Source organism: Mycolicibacterium thermoresistibile (assembly GCF_900187065.1).
Lineage (GTDB): Bacteria > Actinomycetota > Actinomycetes > Mycobacteriales > Mycobacteriaceae > Mycobacterium > Mycobacterium thermoresistibile.
The window spans coordinates 1243634-1257858 of sequence record NZ_LT906483.1; the positions used below are offsets into that span (position 1 = coordinate 1243634).

Consider the following 14225-nt stretch of genomic DNA (forward strand, 5'->3'; position numbering starts at 1 on the left):
AAAGTCCCAAGCGATTACCAGTCTATCAGATTTGTCGAACGAGAAGTTTGACGAAAAAATTGAAATATGCGTTTTCAGCCCGCTGACCAGCGGAATCATCCAGGTTCACGCTGGTATCCGCGGACTCGGGAATCTGATTTTCAATGTGTGTCAGAAATGGCGAATATGCGACCGAAATACGGATATCGGCGAGGATCAATTCCGTGGCATCGTCCGAAATGGTCCGAATTCCGTCGACCGTCGCGCCAGACCGTCAAACACCAAGTTTTCTCGATCACTTCGTGGGTACCCGGACCAAATGCGTGACGTGAACCGGGTGGTGGTGTTCGGCGGGGCCGGCTTCGTCGGTGGGCACCTGTGTGAGCGCCTGCTCTCCCGCGGCGCGCAGGTGGTGTGTGTGGCTCTTCCGAGTTAGCAGGGGCGTACCTGCTTGGTGCTGGGTGGCGTCCGCCGGGATTGGCGGGTGCAGGCCCACCGTACTCGGCGGCGTTGGTTTTCTGGGTTGCGGAATCCGAAGGCGATGCGGCCGACGTGTTTGATGATGCGGTTGTAGCCTTCGCTGCGGGCGTTGGACAGTCCGGTCTGGATGGCCAGGATCATCGGCTCCTGCCATGCTGAGATGGTGCGGGCAAGCTTGCTGATCTCGGGCACCGAGCAGGCGGCGCAGAACGTGTAGAACCGGTACAGCGCATCGCGGATCTCGTAGGTCAATCCGCCACGGGCGGTGCAGGCCAACACATCTCGTAGGAGCTCTTTGGCGATCCAGGCGGCGGCGATGTCGCCATTGGGGTCCGCTGAGGTCAGTTTCACGAACAGCTTGTGGCGTTGCTCATCGGTCAATCGCTCAGCGGCGCGCAGCAGCCGGCGCCGGTTGATCCATTCGGGGTCGCTTTTGCGTCCGCGGCGCAAACGGTGGGCTTGGGTAGTGCGGCGCCGGACCTCATCGACCATTTCGTTGGCCCGCTTGACCAGATGAAACCGATCGACGATCAGCTTCGCGTGCGGCAACGCTTGGCGCGCAGCGTTGGCGTAGGTGACCGACATGTCGATCGCGACGAACTCGATGGTGGCCTTCCAGCCGGGATCACGCTGATCCAGCCAGTCGGTCACCGGTTTGGCCGCACGGCCGTTGACCTGCACCAACAACCCGCCCGTGCCGGTGATATCGACCAGCCCGGTGTCGAAGCGGTCCACCCAGGATCGGGTACCGGTCTGCGAGCAGGTCTCCCATTTGGCCTTGCCGCGACGGGTCTCGTCGATTCCCAGCACGCTCACGGCTTCGGGTTCGCCGGCCAGCACCGGGTCCGCCGTGGCGATGACCGCGTCGTGACAGGTGTTCCAGGTGCAGCCGTACGCGGCGGCGACCGCCTTGACCGAGCGGTCATCGTCAAGCACCGCCGAGGCCATCTCGCGCTTGGCCCGCACCGTCACCCGTGCTCGCGGCGGGATCGACGGCACCGACTCTGTGAATGACTTGCGGTCACAACACATGTTGGCGCACACCCACTTTCGTTTCCGCCACACGATCCGGGGAATGTCCGGCCCGATCTTGATATCGCGGGGCCGAGTGCTCACCCAGCCCTTCGAGCGAGCTGACCGGACCATGCATCCAGGACACACGCCGACCCACTGCTCGGCGGTGCGGACATAGATGGTGCGGGTTCGGTCGAGGTCGACATGCACAGACTCCACGACGACACCGTCGAGTCCAAGCAGCAGGGAACCACTAGTCTGGGGCAAGCTCGCGCCTTTGCTTCTGGATGCGTCAAGAACACCCAGTTGACAAGGGCGCGAGCCCTCAATCAGTCACCGACACGATCCGAATCGGTCACACCAGACCCCTACCAACTCGGAAGAGCCTGACCCCTACCTGGCCGCCAAAGACGCCGACGCGATTCTGGTACTCACCGAATGGCCCGAATTCCGGGATCTGGACTGGGCTTTCGTCGCCGAGCAGGCGCCCGGGGCGGTGTTGGTCGACACCCGCAACCTGCTCGACCGCGCCGCGGTGACCGAGGCCGGGCTGACCTATCTGGGCAACGGGACGGCACCCGGGTACTGACGGCGTCAGTTGCCGAAGTTCTGACCGGACGACGGCGTCGGCAGCGGTTTGTCGGACGCCACCCCGAGCCGGTCAGCCGCGAACGCCGCACCCTGATCCACCATGGCCGCGTTGGTGGCGTAGGTGTTGTGGGCGGCGAAGTTCATGCCGTTCGAACAGACCGGATCGTCGACCGCGCACAGCTTGACGGTCTTGTCCTCATACAGTGGGCCGATCACCACCGGTGGGGTGCCGAGGAAGTTCATCGCCCGCGCGTTCGGCATGCCGAACAGCACCACGGCGGCGACGTGCTCGGCGATGTCGGGATCCAACGGTTTGGGCACGGTGGCCGGATCGACGCCGGCGGGCACCTCCGCGGAGGTGACGAACCCCATCACGGCCGCGCCCTGGGAGAAGCCGCCGAGCACCAGGCGGGTGTCGGGGCACTGCTCGGCCATCCGGACGACATGCGCCCCGGCGTCCCGGATTCCGTCGATCCCGGTGTTCCACACGTCGATCGCCGGGTAGTTCACCGCGTACACGTCCAATGACCGGTCACCGACCCGGGGCCGCAGCGCGTCGATGAACGCCTGTCCGGTCGGGCCCACGCCGGGCGGTTCGCCGGTGCCGCGGGCAAACACCACCTGCACATCGGGGCAGGGTTGGGCCGCGGCTGCCGGGACCGCGGTACCGGCGACGACGGTACTGGTGATGACGGTGCCGGTGATGAGGGAGGCGGTGGTCAGCGCAGCCCCGACCGCCGATCCGATTCTGGACAATCGACGCAGGTGACGGCGAATCATGCGGCGAATCATGCGGTGCAGGTGCCCATCGACGTAGGTTCTCAAACACCCATTCTGGGGGTGAGACCCTTGCGTCGGCAAGGAGTTTTGGGGAATCGGCGGATCAGAGTCCGCGGGCGACCTTCCGCAGCATCCGTGCCGTTCCGGCCTCGAGGATCTCCCGCCGCTCCCGCGGATCGCGGGTGCGCTCGGCGCGGCGGGTCGTCGCCGCGATGGTGACCCCGTGTTCGTAGGCCTGCACCACGCGGGGATCGACGTAGGACGACCGGGCCACCGCGGGTGTGTTTCCGAGTGCCTCGGCCACCTCGTTGAACACGGCCGACTCGACTCGTTTGACGACTTTCGGGTCGACCGGTGGATCGGCGTCGGCGAAGGCCACCGCCGCGAGCACGGTGCCGTGCCAGGTCCGCAGATCCTTCACCGTGTAGTCGGCACCGACCAGCTCCCTGAATCGTTCGTTGAGGTCATCGGCCTGCACCTCCACCCACCGGTCGGTGATCCGGCAGACCAGGAACCGGTCCCCGCGATCCGGCCGTCGCAGCAGGGCCCGCACCGCGCGCATCACGTCCGGGTCGGCGACCGACCACGTCCGACGGACACCGCTCTTGGCCGGATAGTCGAACTCGACCGCGCTGCGCTGCAACGAGACATGCTCACACCGCAGCGTCGCGATGCCGAACGACTCGTTCTCCTCGGCGTACTGCTCGCCGCCCGCCCGGAAGTACCCGAGGTCGAGCAGGTGCAGGGCCAACGCCAGCACCCGGTCACGGGACAGTCCGCGGCCACGGAGATCGGCGAGGAGCTGCCGCCGCATCGCGGGCAGTTGTGCCGACATCTCCAGCGTCCGGTCGAACTTCTCCTCGCTGCGTTCCTCCTGCCACTGTGCGTGGTAGAGGTACTGTCTCCGGCCGGCCGCGTCGCGCCCGACCGCCTGGATGTGCCCGTCGGGGTGCGGGCTGATCCACACCTCCCGCCACGCCGGCGGAATGGTCAGATCGTGTATCCGTCGCAGCGTCGCCGGATCGGTGATCGCCGCACCGCTCTCGTCCTGATACGAGAATCCTCTGCCGCGGCGCACCCTGCGCAATCCGGGTCGGTTCGGATCGCTGCGGCGCAGCGTCACCGGGAGCTCCCACCGGGGCTGCGGGTCACACCAGGTTTGACACCGGGGTGGGGTTGGGTACTGCACCGGAACAATGACGACGAGATCGAATCGTGGGGCATCGCGGGCTTCACTGCATCATCGGTGCCAACATGAGGAACGCCGCGGCGTATATCGCCACCGCCACCAGAATCAGCACCACCAGTCCGATACCGACGGCTACGGCGATGCGCCGCAGCAGACGATGTTCGCCGTCCCCGGGACGTTCGCGATCTCGGGGACCGGACCGCCCGGCGGGGCCGGCGTTCTCACCCGCCGTGTGCCGGGTCGCAGCATGTTCCATGGTGCGGTCATACCCGGTGTGCCCCGCGGTCACACGTGGCGGCTCCGAGCGCCCCGGCAGCACGCCCGGCCGGCGGCCCGACGGACGACCTCAGGCGATCGGTGCTGCGGTGGCTGAACAGGGATCGTCGGGTAGATTGCCTCAGAACTCGTCGGGAGGTCACATGGCCGTCGGAAGCAATGACAGCGCGGACGGTAGCGCTCGATCTGTTGAGCTGCGGGTAGCGGCGACGCTGGAGAACCTCGCGGTGCTCCGCACGCTGGTGGCCGCCGTCGGCACGTTCGAGGACCTCGATTTCGACGCGGTCGCCGATCTGCGGCTGGCCGTCGACGAGGCGTGCACGCGGCTTGTCCGGTCCGCTGTCCCGGGCGCCACCCTGGTGGTGCGGGTGCATCCCTACGACGACGTGGTGGTCGTGGAGGCGTCGACCACGGTCACCGAGACCGACATCCTGTCACCCGGCAGCTTCAGCTGGCACGTCCTGAACTCGCTCACCGACGAGGTGCGCACCTTCCAGGACGGGCAGCAGGCGTCGGGGGCACAGGTGTGCGGGATCGCGATGACCACGAGGCGAGCGAGTTCCCTCAGGTGACTCCGCAGTCTTCCCGTGCTTCGTCGAAGCGGCAGAACCCGAAGCGGCAGTCGGAGTACGCGGACGTCGCGGACATGTTCCGCGAGCTCCGGAAACTGCCCGCGGAGTCCAAGGAGTTCCAGCGTCAGCGTGACCGGATCGTGGAGCGCTGCCTTCCGTTGGCCGACCACATCGCCCGCCGTTTCGACGGTCGCGGGGAAGCCCGCGACGACCTCGTCCAGGTGGCGCGGGTCGGCCTGGTCAACGCGGTGATCCGGTTCGATGTCGAGACCGGTTCGGATTTTGTGTCGTTCGCGGTGCCGACGATCATGGGGGAGGTCCGCCGCCACTTCCGCGACAACAGCTGGTCGGTGAAGGTGCCTCGCCGGCTCAAGGAGCTGCACCTGCGGCTCGGCGCGGCCACCGCCGAACTGTCCCAACGCCTGGGCCGGGCGCCCACCGCATCCGAACTGGCCGAGGAGCTGGAGATGGATCGCGACGAGGTCATCGAAGGCCTGGTCGCCGGCAGCTCGTACAACACCCTGTCGATCGACAGCGGGGGGAGCGGCAGCGGAACCGAGGACGCCCCGGCCATCGCCGACACGCTCGGCGACGTCGACACCGGACTCGATCAGATCGAGAACCGGGAGGCGCTGCGTCCGCTGCTCGCGGCCCTTCCGGAACGGGAGCGCACGGTGTTGGTGCTCAGGTTCTTCGAATCGCTGACGCAGACTCAGATCGCCGAACGGGTGGGGATATCGCAGATGCACGTGTCCCGACTGCTGGCGAAGTCGTTAGCCCGCCTCCGGGATCAACTGGAATAGCCCGCCGGAACCGCCGTTGTCCCAGACGGAATCGGGAACGGTGGTGTTCAGCGGCAGCGTACCGTCCGGGTCGCAGATCTGCAGCAACCGCACCACGGCGGGGCTCGGCACCAGCGTCCAGGTGAGTTTCGCGTGCGCGCACCGTCCGTTGATGTCGTGTGCGGCGGAAAATCCTGCGATACCGAAGAATTCGACGCCGGTGAGATCCGCGACCAGATACTTGATGCGGCCGGCGTGGCGTAGCGCGTAGTCGACCAACTGCGGCGAGTTCGCCGCGTCGAGCTCCCCGTCGACTCGGATCACCACCGTCGCGGAGTTGACCCATCGGGTGGCGAAATCGGCGGCGTGGCAGGTGACGGCTTCGCCTCCACCGGGGGAGGGGCGTGGGACGGGCAAGATCATGTGAGACTCCATCAGTCGGAATACGGGACCCGTATTGCTTGACTCACGTCAAAATTCAGGCCCTGCATCCTCAAAGCCCGTCTCTGAACGCGGGAACTCTGTCCGCCCGACGCTTCATTGACGCTTCGGTTGGGTTGTCGACTCAACCTGCACTGAACACTACGCGGGGGAGTGGGCACTCACAACCGAGTTGATCGGACTCTCAGCATTCTCAGGCGCTGGGTGTCCGGGCGCGTGGGCCGGGCTCGACGAGTCCGGGCTCATGGACCGGGCGCCGCGCACCGGTCACACTGATGGGCGTGACGACCACGTCGACGGCCGCCGGGGTGGTGCTGGCCGCGGGTGCCGGCACCCGCTTCGGTATGCCGAAAATACTTGCCGCAGAGGGACTCTGGTTGAAGATCGCGGTGTCGGCCCTGTCCGGGGGCGGCTGCGGTGACGTGGTGGTGGTGCTCGGCGCCGCGATCGTCGACGTACCGGCCCCGGCACGCGCGGTGGTGGCGCAGGACTGGTCGCGCGGGTTGAGCGCCTCACTGCGGGCGGGTATCACCGCGCTCGGCGACGACGCCGATCTGGCGGTCATCCACACCGTCGACACCCCCGACATCGGCGCCGATGTGGTGCGCCGGGTGCTGACCGCGGCCCGGTCCACCCCGTCCGGCCTGGCCCGTGCCTGGTTCGGCGACCGTCCCGGTCATCCGGTCGTGGTGGGCCGACAGCATTGGCCGGCGCTGCTGCGCAGTCTGCACGGCGACGAGGGTGCCAAACGGTTCCTGCGGGGCCGATCGGATGTCGTGCGGGTGGACTGCTCCGATCTCGCGGGGGGCCGCGACATCGACACCCCTAACTCGGGTGCTGACGCACGGTGAGCCCCAGCACCGCGGCGGCGAAGCGGCGCACCGACCCGGCGGCGGTCTCCGCGGCATCGGCGTGCCCGTCGCGTGCCCGGCTGGTCAGGGTCGCGGTGGCCGGGTCGAGGCTGACCTCGGCGAGCATCTCGCCGGTGGTCGGTTCACACACCGCCCAGGTGAAGCCGGAGTCAGAAGCCCAGCGGGCGGCGCAGCGGGTGACGTAGCCCGGATCGGTCTCGCCCAGCTCGGCCAGCGCCGGCCGGTCGTCGATCTGATCGTCGGCGCGCAGCGCCCGCAGGTACCACGCCCCGGCGTTGATCTCGACTGGTTCCACGGGTCAGCGGGCGTCGAACGTGAGCTCGTCACCACAAGCTCACGTTCGACGCCGAACGACTACTTGATCTCGGCGAGCACGGTGCCCTGGGTGATGGCGGCGCCCGCCTCCACCGCGAGGCCGGTGATCTTGCCGTCCTTGTGGGCGGTGACCGGGTTCTCCATCTTCATCGCCTCCAGGACGACGATCAGGTCGCCGGCGGACACTTCCTGTCCCTCCTCGACGGCCACCTTGACCACCGTGCCCTGCATCGGCGCGGTCACCGCGTCACCGGACACCGCTGCGCCGCCGTGGGCCCCGCGCTTGCGCGGCTTCGGCTTCTTGCGCACCGCGCCCGGCGCCCCGCCGGTGCCGTTGCCCAGCGCCAGGTTGCCGGGCAGCGAGACCTCCAGGCGGCGGCCGTCGACCTCGACCACGACCTTCTGCCGCGGTTCGGGCTCCTCGGCGTCGACCTCACCGCCCCCGGTGAACGGCTCGACGGTGTTGTTCCACTCGGTCTCGATCCAGCGGGTGTGCACCGAGAACCCGTTCTCGTCCCCGATGAACGCCGGATCGTCGACCACCGCGCGGTGGAACGGCAGGACCGTGGCCAGGCCCTCGATCTCGAACTCGTTCAGCGCACGCCGCGCCCGGGCCAGCGCCTCCTCGCGGGTGGCGCCGGTGACGATCAGCTTGGCCAGCATGGAGTCGAACTGTCCGCCGATCACCGAGCCGGTCTCCACGCCGGAGTCCAGGCGGACCCCCGGACCGCTCGGCGGAGCGAACTTGGTGACCGGACCGGGTGCGGGCAGGAAACCGCGGCCGGCGTCCTCACCGTTGATCCGGAACTCGAAGCTGTGGCCCCGGGGCTCCGGATCCTCGGTGATGTCCAGTTTCTCGCCGTTGGCGATCTTGAACTGCTGCAGTACCAGGTCGATGCCGGCGGTCTCCTCGGTGACCGGGTGCTCGACCTGCAGGCGGGTGTTCACCTCCAGGAAGGAGATCATCCCGTCCTGGCCGACCAGGTACTCCACGGTGCCGGCGCCGTAGTAGCCGGCCTCCTTGCAGATCCGCTTGGCCGACTCGTGGATCTCCTTGCGCTGGGCGTCGGTGAGGAACGGGGCGGGCGCCTCCTCGACCAGCTTCTGGAACCGCCGCTGCAGCGAGCAGTCGCGGGTGCCGGCGACGACGACGTTGCCGTGCTGGTCGGCGAGCACCTGCGCCTCGACGTGACGCGGCTTGTCCAGGTAGCGCTCCACGAAGCACTCACCGCGGCCGAACGCCGCGACGGCCTCGCGGACCGCCGACTCGTACAGGTCGGGAATCTCCTCGATGGTGCGGGCGACCTTCATACCGCGCCCGCCACCGCCGAAGGCGGCCTTGATGGCGATCGGAACCCCGTGCTCCTTGGCGAACGCGACGACCTCGTCGGCGTCCTTCACCGGATCGGCGGTGCCGGGCACCAGCGGGGCCTTGGCCCGCGCCGCGATGTGGCGGGCGGTCACCTTGTCGCCGAGATCGCGGATCGACTGCGGGCTGGGCCCGATCCAGATCAGCCCGGCGTCGATCACGGCCTGCGCGAAGTCGGCGTTCTCGCTCAAGAAGCCGTAGCCCGGGTGGATGGCGTTGGCCCCGGACTTCGCCGCGGCGTCGAGGATCTTCTCGAACACCAGGTACGACTCCGCGGAGGTCTGACCGCCCAGGGCGAACGCCTCGTCGGCGAGCCGTACATGAGGCGCGTCGGCGTCCGGCTCGGCATAGACCGCCACGCTCTCGATTCCGGCATCCCTGGCCGCCCGGATCACCCGGACCGCGATCTCCCCACGGTTGGCTACTAGCACCTTGGAGATCTTCGAGCTGGCGTGACTGGCCACAGTGCCTCCTGATGGCAGGTTCTCTAAGAAACGTCTTTAAGAAGTTTTCCCCGGCAGTTTAAGGGTCGGCTTCGGGCAACCATGCATCCGGTTCCCTTACCCGCGGGTAGGATCGACTGTCTGCCCTGGAGCGCGGCGGCCGCACCGGCTCACTCGCCGCGCAGCCGTCGTTTGATCCGGGCCAGCATCGCCGACATCCCGCGCAACCGCAGCGGACTGATCAGCTCGGCCAATCCCAGCGCGGAGTAGAAGTCGTCGGGGACCGCCAGGATGACCTCGGCGGGCTGCTCATCGAGCCCGACGGCCAGGATCGCGGCGAACCCCCGGGTGGTCGGGGCTTGGGCGGGAGCACTGAAGTACAACCGCACCCGGTCCCGGTCGGTGGCATCGACGTGCAGGAACAGCGGTGACTGACATTCCGGCACCGGTTCCATGGCCGCCTGTTCCAACTCCGGCGGCAGCGGCGGCAGCTCGTCGGCCAACTCCAACAGCAGTTGCAGCTTGTCCTGCCCCTGCACATCCTGGAAGTCCGCCACCACCTCGGCCAACGGGCGCGGAAGCGCGGTCGACGTGCTCACGATGTCCCGGGAGCCTCGCCGGGTTCCGGACCGACGACGATCGGCACCCGCACCGCGTTGCCCCATTCGGTCCACGACCCGTCGTAGTTACGGACGTTCGGATGGCCGAGCAGGTAGGTCAACACGAACCAGGTGTGGCTGGAGCGCTCGCCGATTCGGCAGTAGACGATGGGCTTGTCGTCCGGCTTGACGAAGCCGTAGATCTCCTCGAGTTCGGCGCGGGCGCGGAACCGCCCGTCGTCGTAGGCCGCTTTCGACCACGGGACCGACACGGCGGTCGGGATGTGCCCGCCGCGCAGCGCGCCCTCCTCCGGATAGTCGGGCATGTGGGTGCGTTCGCCGGTGTACTCCTGCGGTGAGCGCACGTCGATCAGCGGTTCCTTGCCGAGCACCCGCAGAACGTCGTCCTTGAAGGCGCGGATGGGCGCGTCGTTGCGCTCCACGACCGGGTAGCCGGAGGTCTGCCGGGTGGGCACCTCGAGGGTGGTGTCACGTCCGGTGGACACCCACAGATCGCGTCCACCGTCGAGCAGACGCACATCGGGGTGGCCGAACAGGTGGAACACCCACATCGCGTAGGCGGCCCACCAGTTGCTCTTGTCGCCGTAGATCACCACGGTGTCGTCCCGGGTGACGCCTTTCCGGTCCATCAGCGCGGCGAACTGCTCGCCGTTGATGTAGTCGCGCACCGCCGGGTCGTTGAGGTCGGTGTGCCAGTCGATCTTGACGGCACCGGGGATGTGGCCGGTGTCGTAGAGCAGCACATCCTCATCGGACTCGACGATGACCAGGCCCGGGCGACCGAGGTTGCTGGCCAGCCAGTCGGCGGTGACCAGACGCTCGGGGTGGGCGTATTGCTTCAGTTCAGGGCTGGGATCTGGGGGCAACGGCACATCGGCGAGCCTACAGTGGAGGGCCGATTCCGTGCACGGTCGTTCGCGCCGCGCACCGGCGAAGCGGTGTCGCACCGCCGCGCGGCGGGCCTATCCGGCGGGCTCCCACAACTCGGTCACCGACAAGCCCACCTCGGCGAGCAGCTCGCGGGTCAGCGGCAGACTCAGCCCGATGACGTTGGAGGGGTCCCCGTCGATGCGGTCGATGAACCAACCGCCGCGGCCGTCGAGGGTGAACCCGCCCGCGACGTGCAGCGGTTCACCGCTGGCCACGTAGGCCGCCAGATCGTCGTCCGACGGCGAGCCGAAGTGCACGGTGGTGCACCGCGAGGCCGATGCCCGGCGGGTGGCCTCACCGTCCTGCAGCCGGATCACCGCATGACCGGTGTGCAATCGGCCGGCGGTGCCGCGCATCGCCCGCCACCGGGTGAGCGCCTCCGGCGCGGACCCCGGCTTCCCGCACAACCGGCCGTCGACGGCCAGCATCGAATCGCAGCCGATCACCACACAGTCCGCGCGGACCTCCGCCGGCAACTCCCGGGCCACCTCGGTGGCCTTGGCGGTGGCCAGGGCGAGGACCACGTCGTCGGGGCCGGCACCGGGACCGAGTGCGGCGATCACCGCGTCCTCGTCGATCCCCGACACCGCGACCAGCGGATCGATACCGGCCTGACGGAGCACGCTGAGCCGGCCCGCCGACGCCGAACCCAGGACCACCCGGGTCATGAGCCGAACGTCGGGTCGATCAAGCCCCGGCCACTCACCGCCGCATGTGGGTCCGCTCCAGCAGCGTGACCCGCTGCCAGCTGGCGATGTGGTAGCGCAGTTTGTCCACCGGGTGCCCCCACATGTTGAGTTCCTGCGGCCCGGGATCCGGGGTGTGGCCGGCGGCGGCGCTGATCACCGCCACCAGCGCCGCCAACTCGTCGTCGGTCGGCTGCCCCTTCAGCACCTGGATCTCCGGCGTGGAGGTGTCCGGAGGGTTGTCGATGGTCAGCTGACGGGGATCGCTGACCTCGGTGATGTCGGTGTCCTGGCTCATAGGGGGATGTTCCCGTGCTTCTTCGGCGGCACCTGGGCGATCTTGCGTTCCAGCAGGCGCAGCGACGTGGCGATGTATCCGCGGGTGTGCGACGGCGGGATGACCGCGTCGACATACCCCCGCTCGGCGGCGATGTACGGGTTGACCAGCGTGTCCTCGTACTCCTGCTGCAACCGCAGGCGCAGCGCGTCGACGTCCTCGCCCTTCTTGGCGGCCTCGGCCAGCTGCGGGCGGTACACGAACCCGACCGCGCCGGAGGCGCCCATCACCGCGATCTGGGCCGTCGGCCACGCCACGCACACGTCGGCGCCCATGTCCTTCGAACCCATCACGCAGTACGCGCCGCCGTACGCCTTGCGGGTGATCACCGTGATCTTGGCCACGGTGGCCTCGCCGTAGGCGTAGAGCAGCTTGGCGCCGCGCCGGATGATGCCGTTGTACTCCTGATCGGTGCCCGGCAGGAAGCCCGGCACGTCGACCAGCATCACGATCGGGATGTTGAAGCAGTCGCAGGTCCGGACGAAGCGGGCCGCCTTCTCCGAGGCGTTGATGTCCAGGCATCCGGCGAACTGGGTGGGCTGATTCGCCACGATGCCCACCGGGCGGCCGTCCACCCGGCCGAAGCCGACGATGATGTTCTGCGCGTACCCGGCCTGCACCTCGAGGAACTCGTCGTCGTCGAGGATCCGGGTGATGACCTCGTGCATGTCGTACGGCTGGTTCGGCGAGTCCGGGATCAGCGTGTCCAGCTCGAGGTCGGTGTCGGTGAGGTTGTCCTCGATCGCACCGTGCTGCACCGGCGCCGGGTACCGCGGCGGATCGGCGTAGTTGTTCGGCGGCAGGTAGCTCAGCAGGTCGCGGACGTAGTCGAACGCGTCCTGCTCACCGGAGGCGACGTAGTGGGCGGTACCCGACTTGGCCATGTGGGTGTGGGCGCCGCCGAGTTCCTCCATGGTGACGTCCTCACCGGTGACGGTCTTGATGACGTCCGGTCCGGTGATGAACATCTGGCTGGTCTGGTCGACCATGATCACGAAGTCGGTCAGCGCGGGGGAGTAGACGTGCCCGCCGGCCGCCGCGCCCATGATCAGCGAGATCTGCGGGATCACGCCGGAGGCCCGGATGTTGTTGTGGAAGATCCGGCTGTAGAGGCTCAGCGAGACCACACCCTCCTGGATGCGGGCGCCGGCGCCGTCGTTGATGCCGATCAGCGGGCGGCCGGTCTTGATGGCCAGCTCCTGGACCTTGACGATCTTCTCGCCGTACACCTCGCCCAGGCTGCCGCCGAACACGGTCGCGTCCTGGCTGAAGATGCACACCTCGCGGCCGTCGATGGTGCCGTAACCGGTCACCACGCCGTCGCCCAGCGGGCGCTTGTCGGCCAACCCGAAGTTGGTGCTCCGATGCCGGGCCAGCTGGTCCAGTTCCACGAAGGAGCCCTCGTCGAGCAGCGCCAACACCCGCTCCCGGGCGGTCAGCTTGCCCTTGGCGTGAACCTTCTCGACCGCGGCTTCACCGACGGGGAACTGGGCTTCGGCCTTCCGCCGTCGCAAATCGGCCAGCTTGCCTGCGGTGGTGCGAAGGTCCACCACGTGGTCGGCGGAGGCTTCTGCGCCCGCACCGGGTTCGGTAACGCTCGTCATGGAAGTCGATGCTATCGGCAGCCGACCGGAGCCCTCACGCGGTGGCCACCTCAACGCCGTGCGTTCGTAGTCTGGGGGCGTGCTGACGTCGCGTGAACCGGTCGATCCCGCCGCCCTGCGCCGCGAGGTGGTGCACTCCACCGGGCCGGGGCCGACGGGGGGATGGCGGCGGCTGGACCTGGTGGAGGAGACCGGGTCCACCAACGCCGACCTGCTGGCCCGCGCGGCCGCCGGCGAGGACATCGACGGCGCGGTGCTGATCGCGGAGTACCAGACCGCCGGGCGGGGCCGGCACGGGCGGCAGTGGATCGCCCCGCCGCGGTCGCTGCTGGCGGTGTCGGTCGGCGTGCCCACCACCGGGGTGCGCCCGGACCGGTGGGGCTGGCTGCCGCTGGCCGCCGGGGTGGCGGTGGTCGACGCGCTGGCCGAGGTGGCCGGGGTGAGCGCGGGGCTCAAGTGGCCGAACGATGTCCTGGTCGACGGCCGCAAGATCGCCGGGATCCTCGCCGAGGTCGCCGCACCCGCCCCGGCGGTGGTGGTCGGCATCGGCGTCAACGTCAGCCTGACCGAGGCGGAACTGCCCGAACCGACCGCGACGTCGCTGACGCTGCTCGGAGCCCGGGAGACCGACCGCACCCGGTTACTGGCCGCGGTGCTGCACCGGCTGGCCGAACGCCTCGCCGAATGGCGCACCGCGACCGGGGTGGACTCCCCGCTGGGCCGGGCCTACCGGCGGCACAGCCGCACGCTGGGCACCCGGGTGCGGGCCAGCCTGCCCGATGAGCGGACGCTGATCGGCACGGCCACCGGCATCGACGACGCCGGCCGGTTGCGGATCGACACCGGCGTCGAGTCGGTCGTCGTCTCCGCCGGCGACATCACCCACCTGCGGCCCGTCTCCGGCCGCGACGGGTCGGAATCCGGGTAGCGGACGGATAGAGTTCT

At 68.6% G+C, this 14225-nt stretch carries 17 protein-coding genes and 1 pseudogene; 6 read left to right on the forward strand and 12 right to left on the reverse strand.

The window, feature by feature from the left end; all coding sequences use genetic code 11:
* Positions 1-31 precede the first annotated feature (31 nt).
* Positions 32-415, forward strand: coding sequence for an NAD-dependent epimerase/dehydratase family protein (locus CKW28_RS24035; RefSeq protein ID WP_234785034.1), 384 nt, complete (start codon positions 32-34; stop codon positions 413-415).
* On the opposite strand, the pseudogene CKW28_RS05735 reads toward CKW28_RS24035, so the two are convergent.
* Positions 412-1802: pseudogene (locus tag CKW28_RS05735) on the reverse strand (ISL3 family transposase). The gene CKW28_RS24035 and the pseudogene CKW28_RS05735 overlap by 4 nt on opposite strands.
* On the opposite strand from CKW28_RS05735, the gene CKW28_RS24290 reads away from it, so the two are divergent.
* On the forward strand, positions 1802-2062 hold the full coding sequence (locus tag CKW28_RS24290; RefSeq protein ID WP_082764986.1) for a UDP binding domain-containing protein: 261 nt from the start codon (positions 1802-1804) through the stop codon (positions 2060-2062). The pseudogene CKW28_RS05735 and the gene CKW28_RS24290 overlap by 1 nt on opposite strands.
* Positions 2063-2067: 5 nt before the next feature.
* Here the strand turns inward: CKW28_RS24290 and CKW28_RS05745 are convergent, their stop codons facing one another.
* The 3 genes from CKW28_RS05745 to CKW28_RS05755 all read right to left on the reverse strand — a co-directional run bounded on the left by CKW28_RS05745 (position 2068) and on the right by CKW28_RS05755 (position 4289).
* A complete protein-coding gene (locus tag CKW28_RS05745) occupies positions 2068-2844 on the reverse strand; it encodes a cutinase family protein (RefSeq protein WP_081475619.1) in 777 nt (258 codons plus the stop codon).
* 103 nt (positions 2845-2947) lie between these two features.
* Positions 2948-3967, reverse strand: coding sequence for a DNA topoisomerase IB (locus tag CKW28_RS05750; RefSeq protein ID WP_003928021.1), 1020 nt, complete (start codon positions 3965-3967; stop codon positions 2948-2950).
* A 109-nt stretch (positions 3968-4076) separates the two neighbouring features.
* The gene (locus tag CKW28_RS05755) at positions 4077-4289 is read right to left on the reverse strand and encodes a hypothetical protein (protein ID WP_131588082.1); all 213 of its coding nucleotides are present in this window, start codon (positions 4287-4289) and stop codon (positions 4077-4079) included.
* A gap of 163 nt (positions 4290-4452) precedes the next feature.
* Between CKW28_RS05755 and CKW28_RS05760 the strand changes: the two genes are divergently transcribed.
* Positions 4453-4881 (forward strand): ATP-binding protein, encoded by a 429-nt coding sequence (locus CKW28_RS05760; RefSeq protein ID WP_040548640.1) that lies wholly within the window; start codon positions 4453-4455, stop codon positions 4879-4881.
* Positions 4878-5684 carry an RNA polymerase sigma factor SigF gene (locus CKW28_RS05765; protein WP_003928018.1) on the forward strand — a complete coding sequence of 269 codons (807 nt, stop codon included), beginning with the start codon at positions 4878-4880 and terminating at the stop codon, positions 5682-5684. Before CKW28_RS05760 ends, CKW28_RS05765 begins: the two co-directional genes overlap by 4 nt.
* On the opposite strand, the gene CKW28_RS05770 is transcribed toward CKW28_RS05765, so the two are convergent.
* Entirely contained in the window at positions 5655-6086 is a 432-nt protein-coding gene (locus CKW28_RS05770; protein ID WP_003928017.1) for an STAS domain-containing protein, read from the reverse strand. The genes CKW28_RS05765 and CKW28_RS05770 overlap by 30 nt on opposite strands.
* Before the next feature lie 293 nt (positions 6087-6379).
* Between CKW28_RS05770 and CKW28_RS05775 the strand changes: the two genes are divergently transcribed.
* A complete protein-coding gene (locus CKW28_RS05775; protein ID WP_040548637.1) occupies positions 6380-6955 on the forward strand; it encodes a nucleotidyltransferase family protein in 576 nt (191 codons plus the stop codon).
* On the opposite strand, the gene CKW28_RS05780 is transcribed toward CKW28_RS05775, so the two are convergent.
* The 7 genes from CKW28_RS05780 to CKW28_RS05810 all read right to left on the reverse strand — a co-directional run bounded on the left by CKW28_RS05780 (position 6930) and on the right by CKW28_RS05810 (position 13280).
* A complete protein-coding gene (locus tag CKW28_RS05780) occupies positions 6930-7271 on the reverse strand; it encodes a hypothetical protein (RefSeq protein WP_003928015.1) in 342 nt (113 codons plus the stop codon). The genes CKW28_RS05775 and CKW28_RS05780 overlap by 26 nt on opposite strands.
* 59 nt (positions 7272-7330) lie before the next feature.
* Positions 7331-9124: an acetyl/propionyl/methylcrotonyl-CoA carboxylase subunit alpha gene (locus tag CKW28_RS05785; protein WP_003928014.1), complete on the reverse strand. Its 1794-nt coding sequence runs from the start codon at positions 9122-9124 to the stop codon at positions 7331-7333.
* A gap of 149 nt (positions 9125-9273) precedes the next feature.
* Entirely contained in the window at positions 9274-9702 is a 429-nt protein-coding gene (locus CKW28_RS05790; protein WP_003928013.1) for a SufE family protein, read from the reverse strand.
* Positions 9699-10595, reverse strand: a complete 897-nt coding sequence (locus CKW28_RS05795) for a sulfurtransferase (RefSeq protein WP_003928012.1) — start codon at positions 10593-10595, stop codon at positions 9699-9701. The genes CKW28_RS05790 and CKW28_RS05795 overlap by 4 nt, the downstream gene beginning before the upstream one ends.
* Positions 10596-10685: 90 nt before the next feature.
* Complete coding sequence (locus tag CKW28_RS05800; protein WP_003928011.1) at positions 10686-11321, reverse strand: Maf family protein; 636 nt, start codon at positions 11319-11321, stop codon at positions 10686-10688.
* 34 nt (positions 11322-11355) lie between these two features.
* Positions 11356-11637, reverse strand: coding sequence for an acyl-CoA carboxylase subunit epsilon (locus tag CKW28_RS05805; protein ID WP_003928010.1), 282 nt, complete (start codon positions 11635-11637; stop codon positions 11356-11358).
* Positions 11634-13280 (reverse strand): acyl-CoA carboxylase subunit beta, encoded by a 1647-nt coding sequence (locus tag CKW28_RS05810; protein ID WP_040548634.1) that lies wholly within the window; start codon positions 13278-13280, stop codon positions 11634-11636. Before CKW28_RS05810 ends, CKW28_RS05805 begins: the two co-directional genes overlap by 4 nt.
* A gap of 127 nt (positions 13281-13407) precedes the next feature.
* Between CKW28_RS05810 and CKW28_RS05815 the strand changes: the two genes are divergently transcribed.
* The gene (locus CKW28_RS05815; protein WP_110844502.1) at positions 13408-14208 is read left to right on the forward strand and encodes a biotin--[acetyl-CoA-carboxylase] ligase; all 801 of its coding nucleotides are present in this window, start codon (positions 13408-13410) and stop codon (positions 14206-14208) included.
* Positions 14209-14225 lie beyond the last annotated feature (17 nt).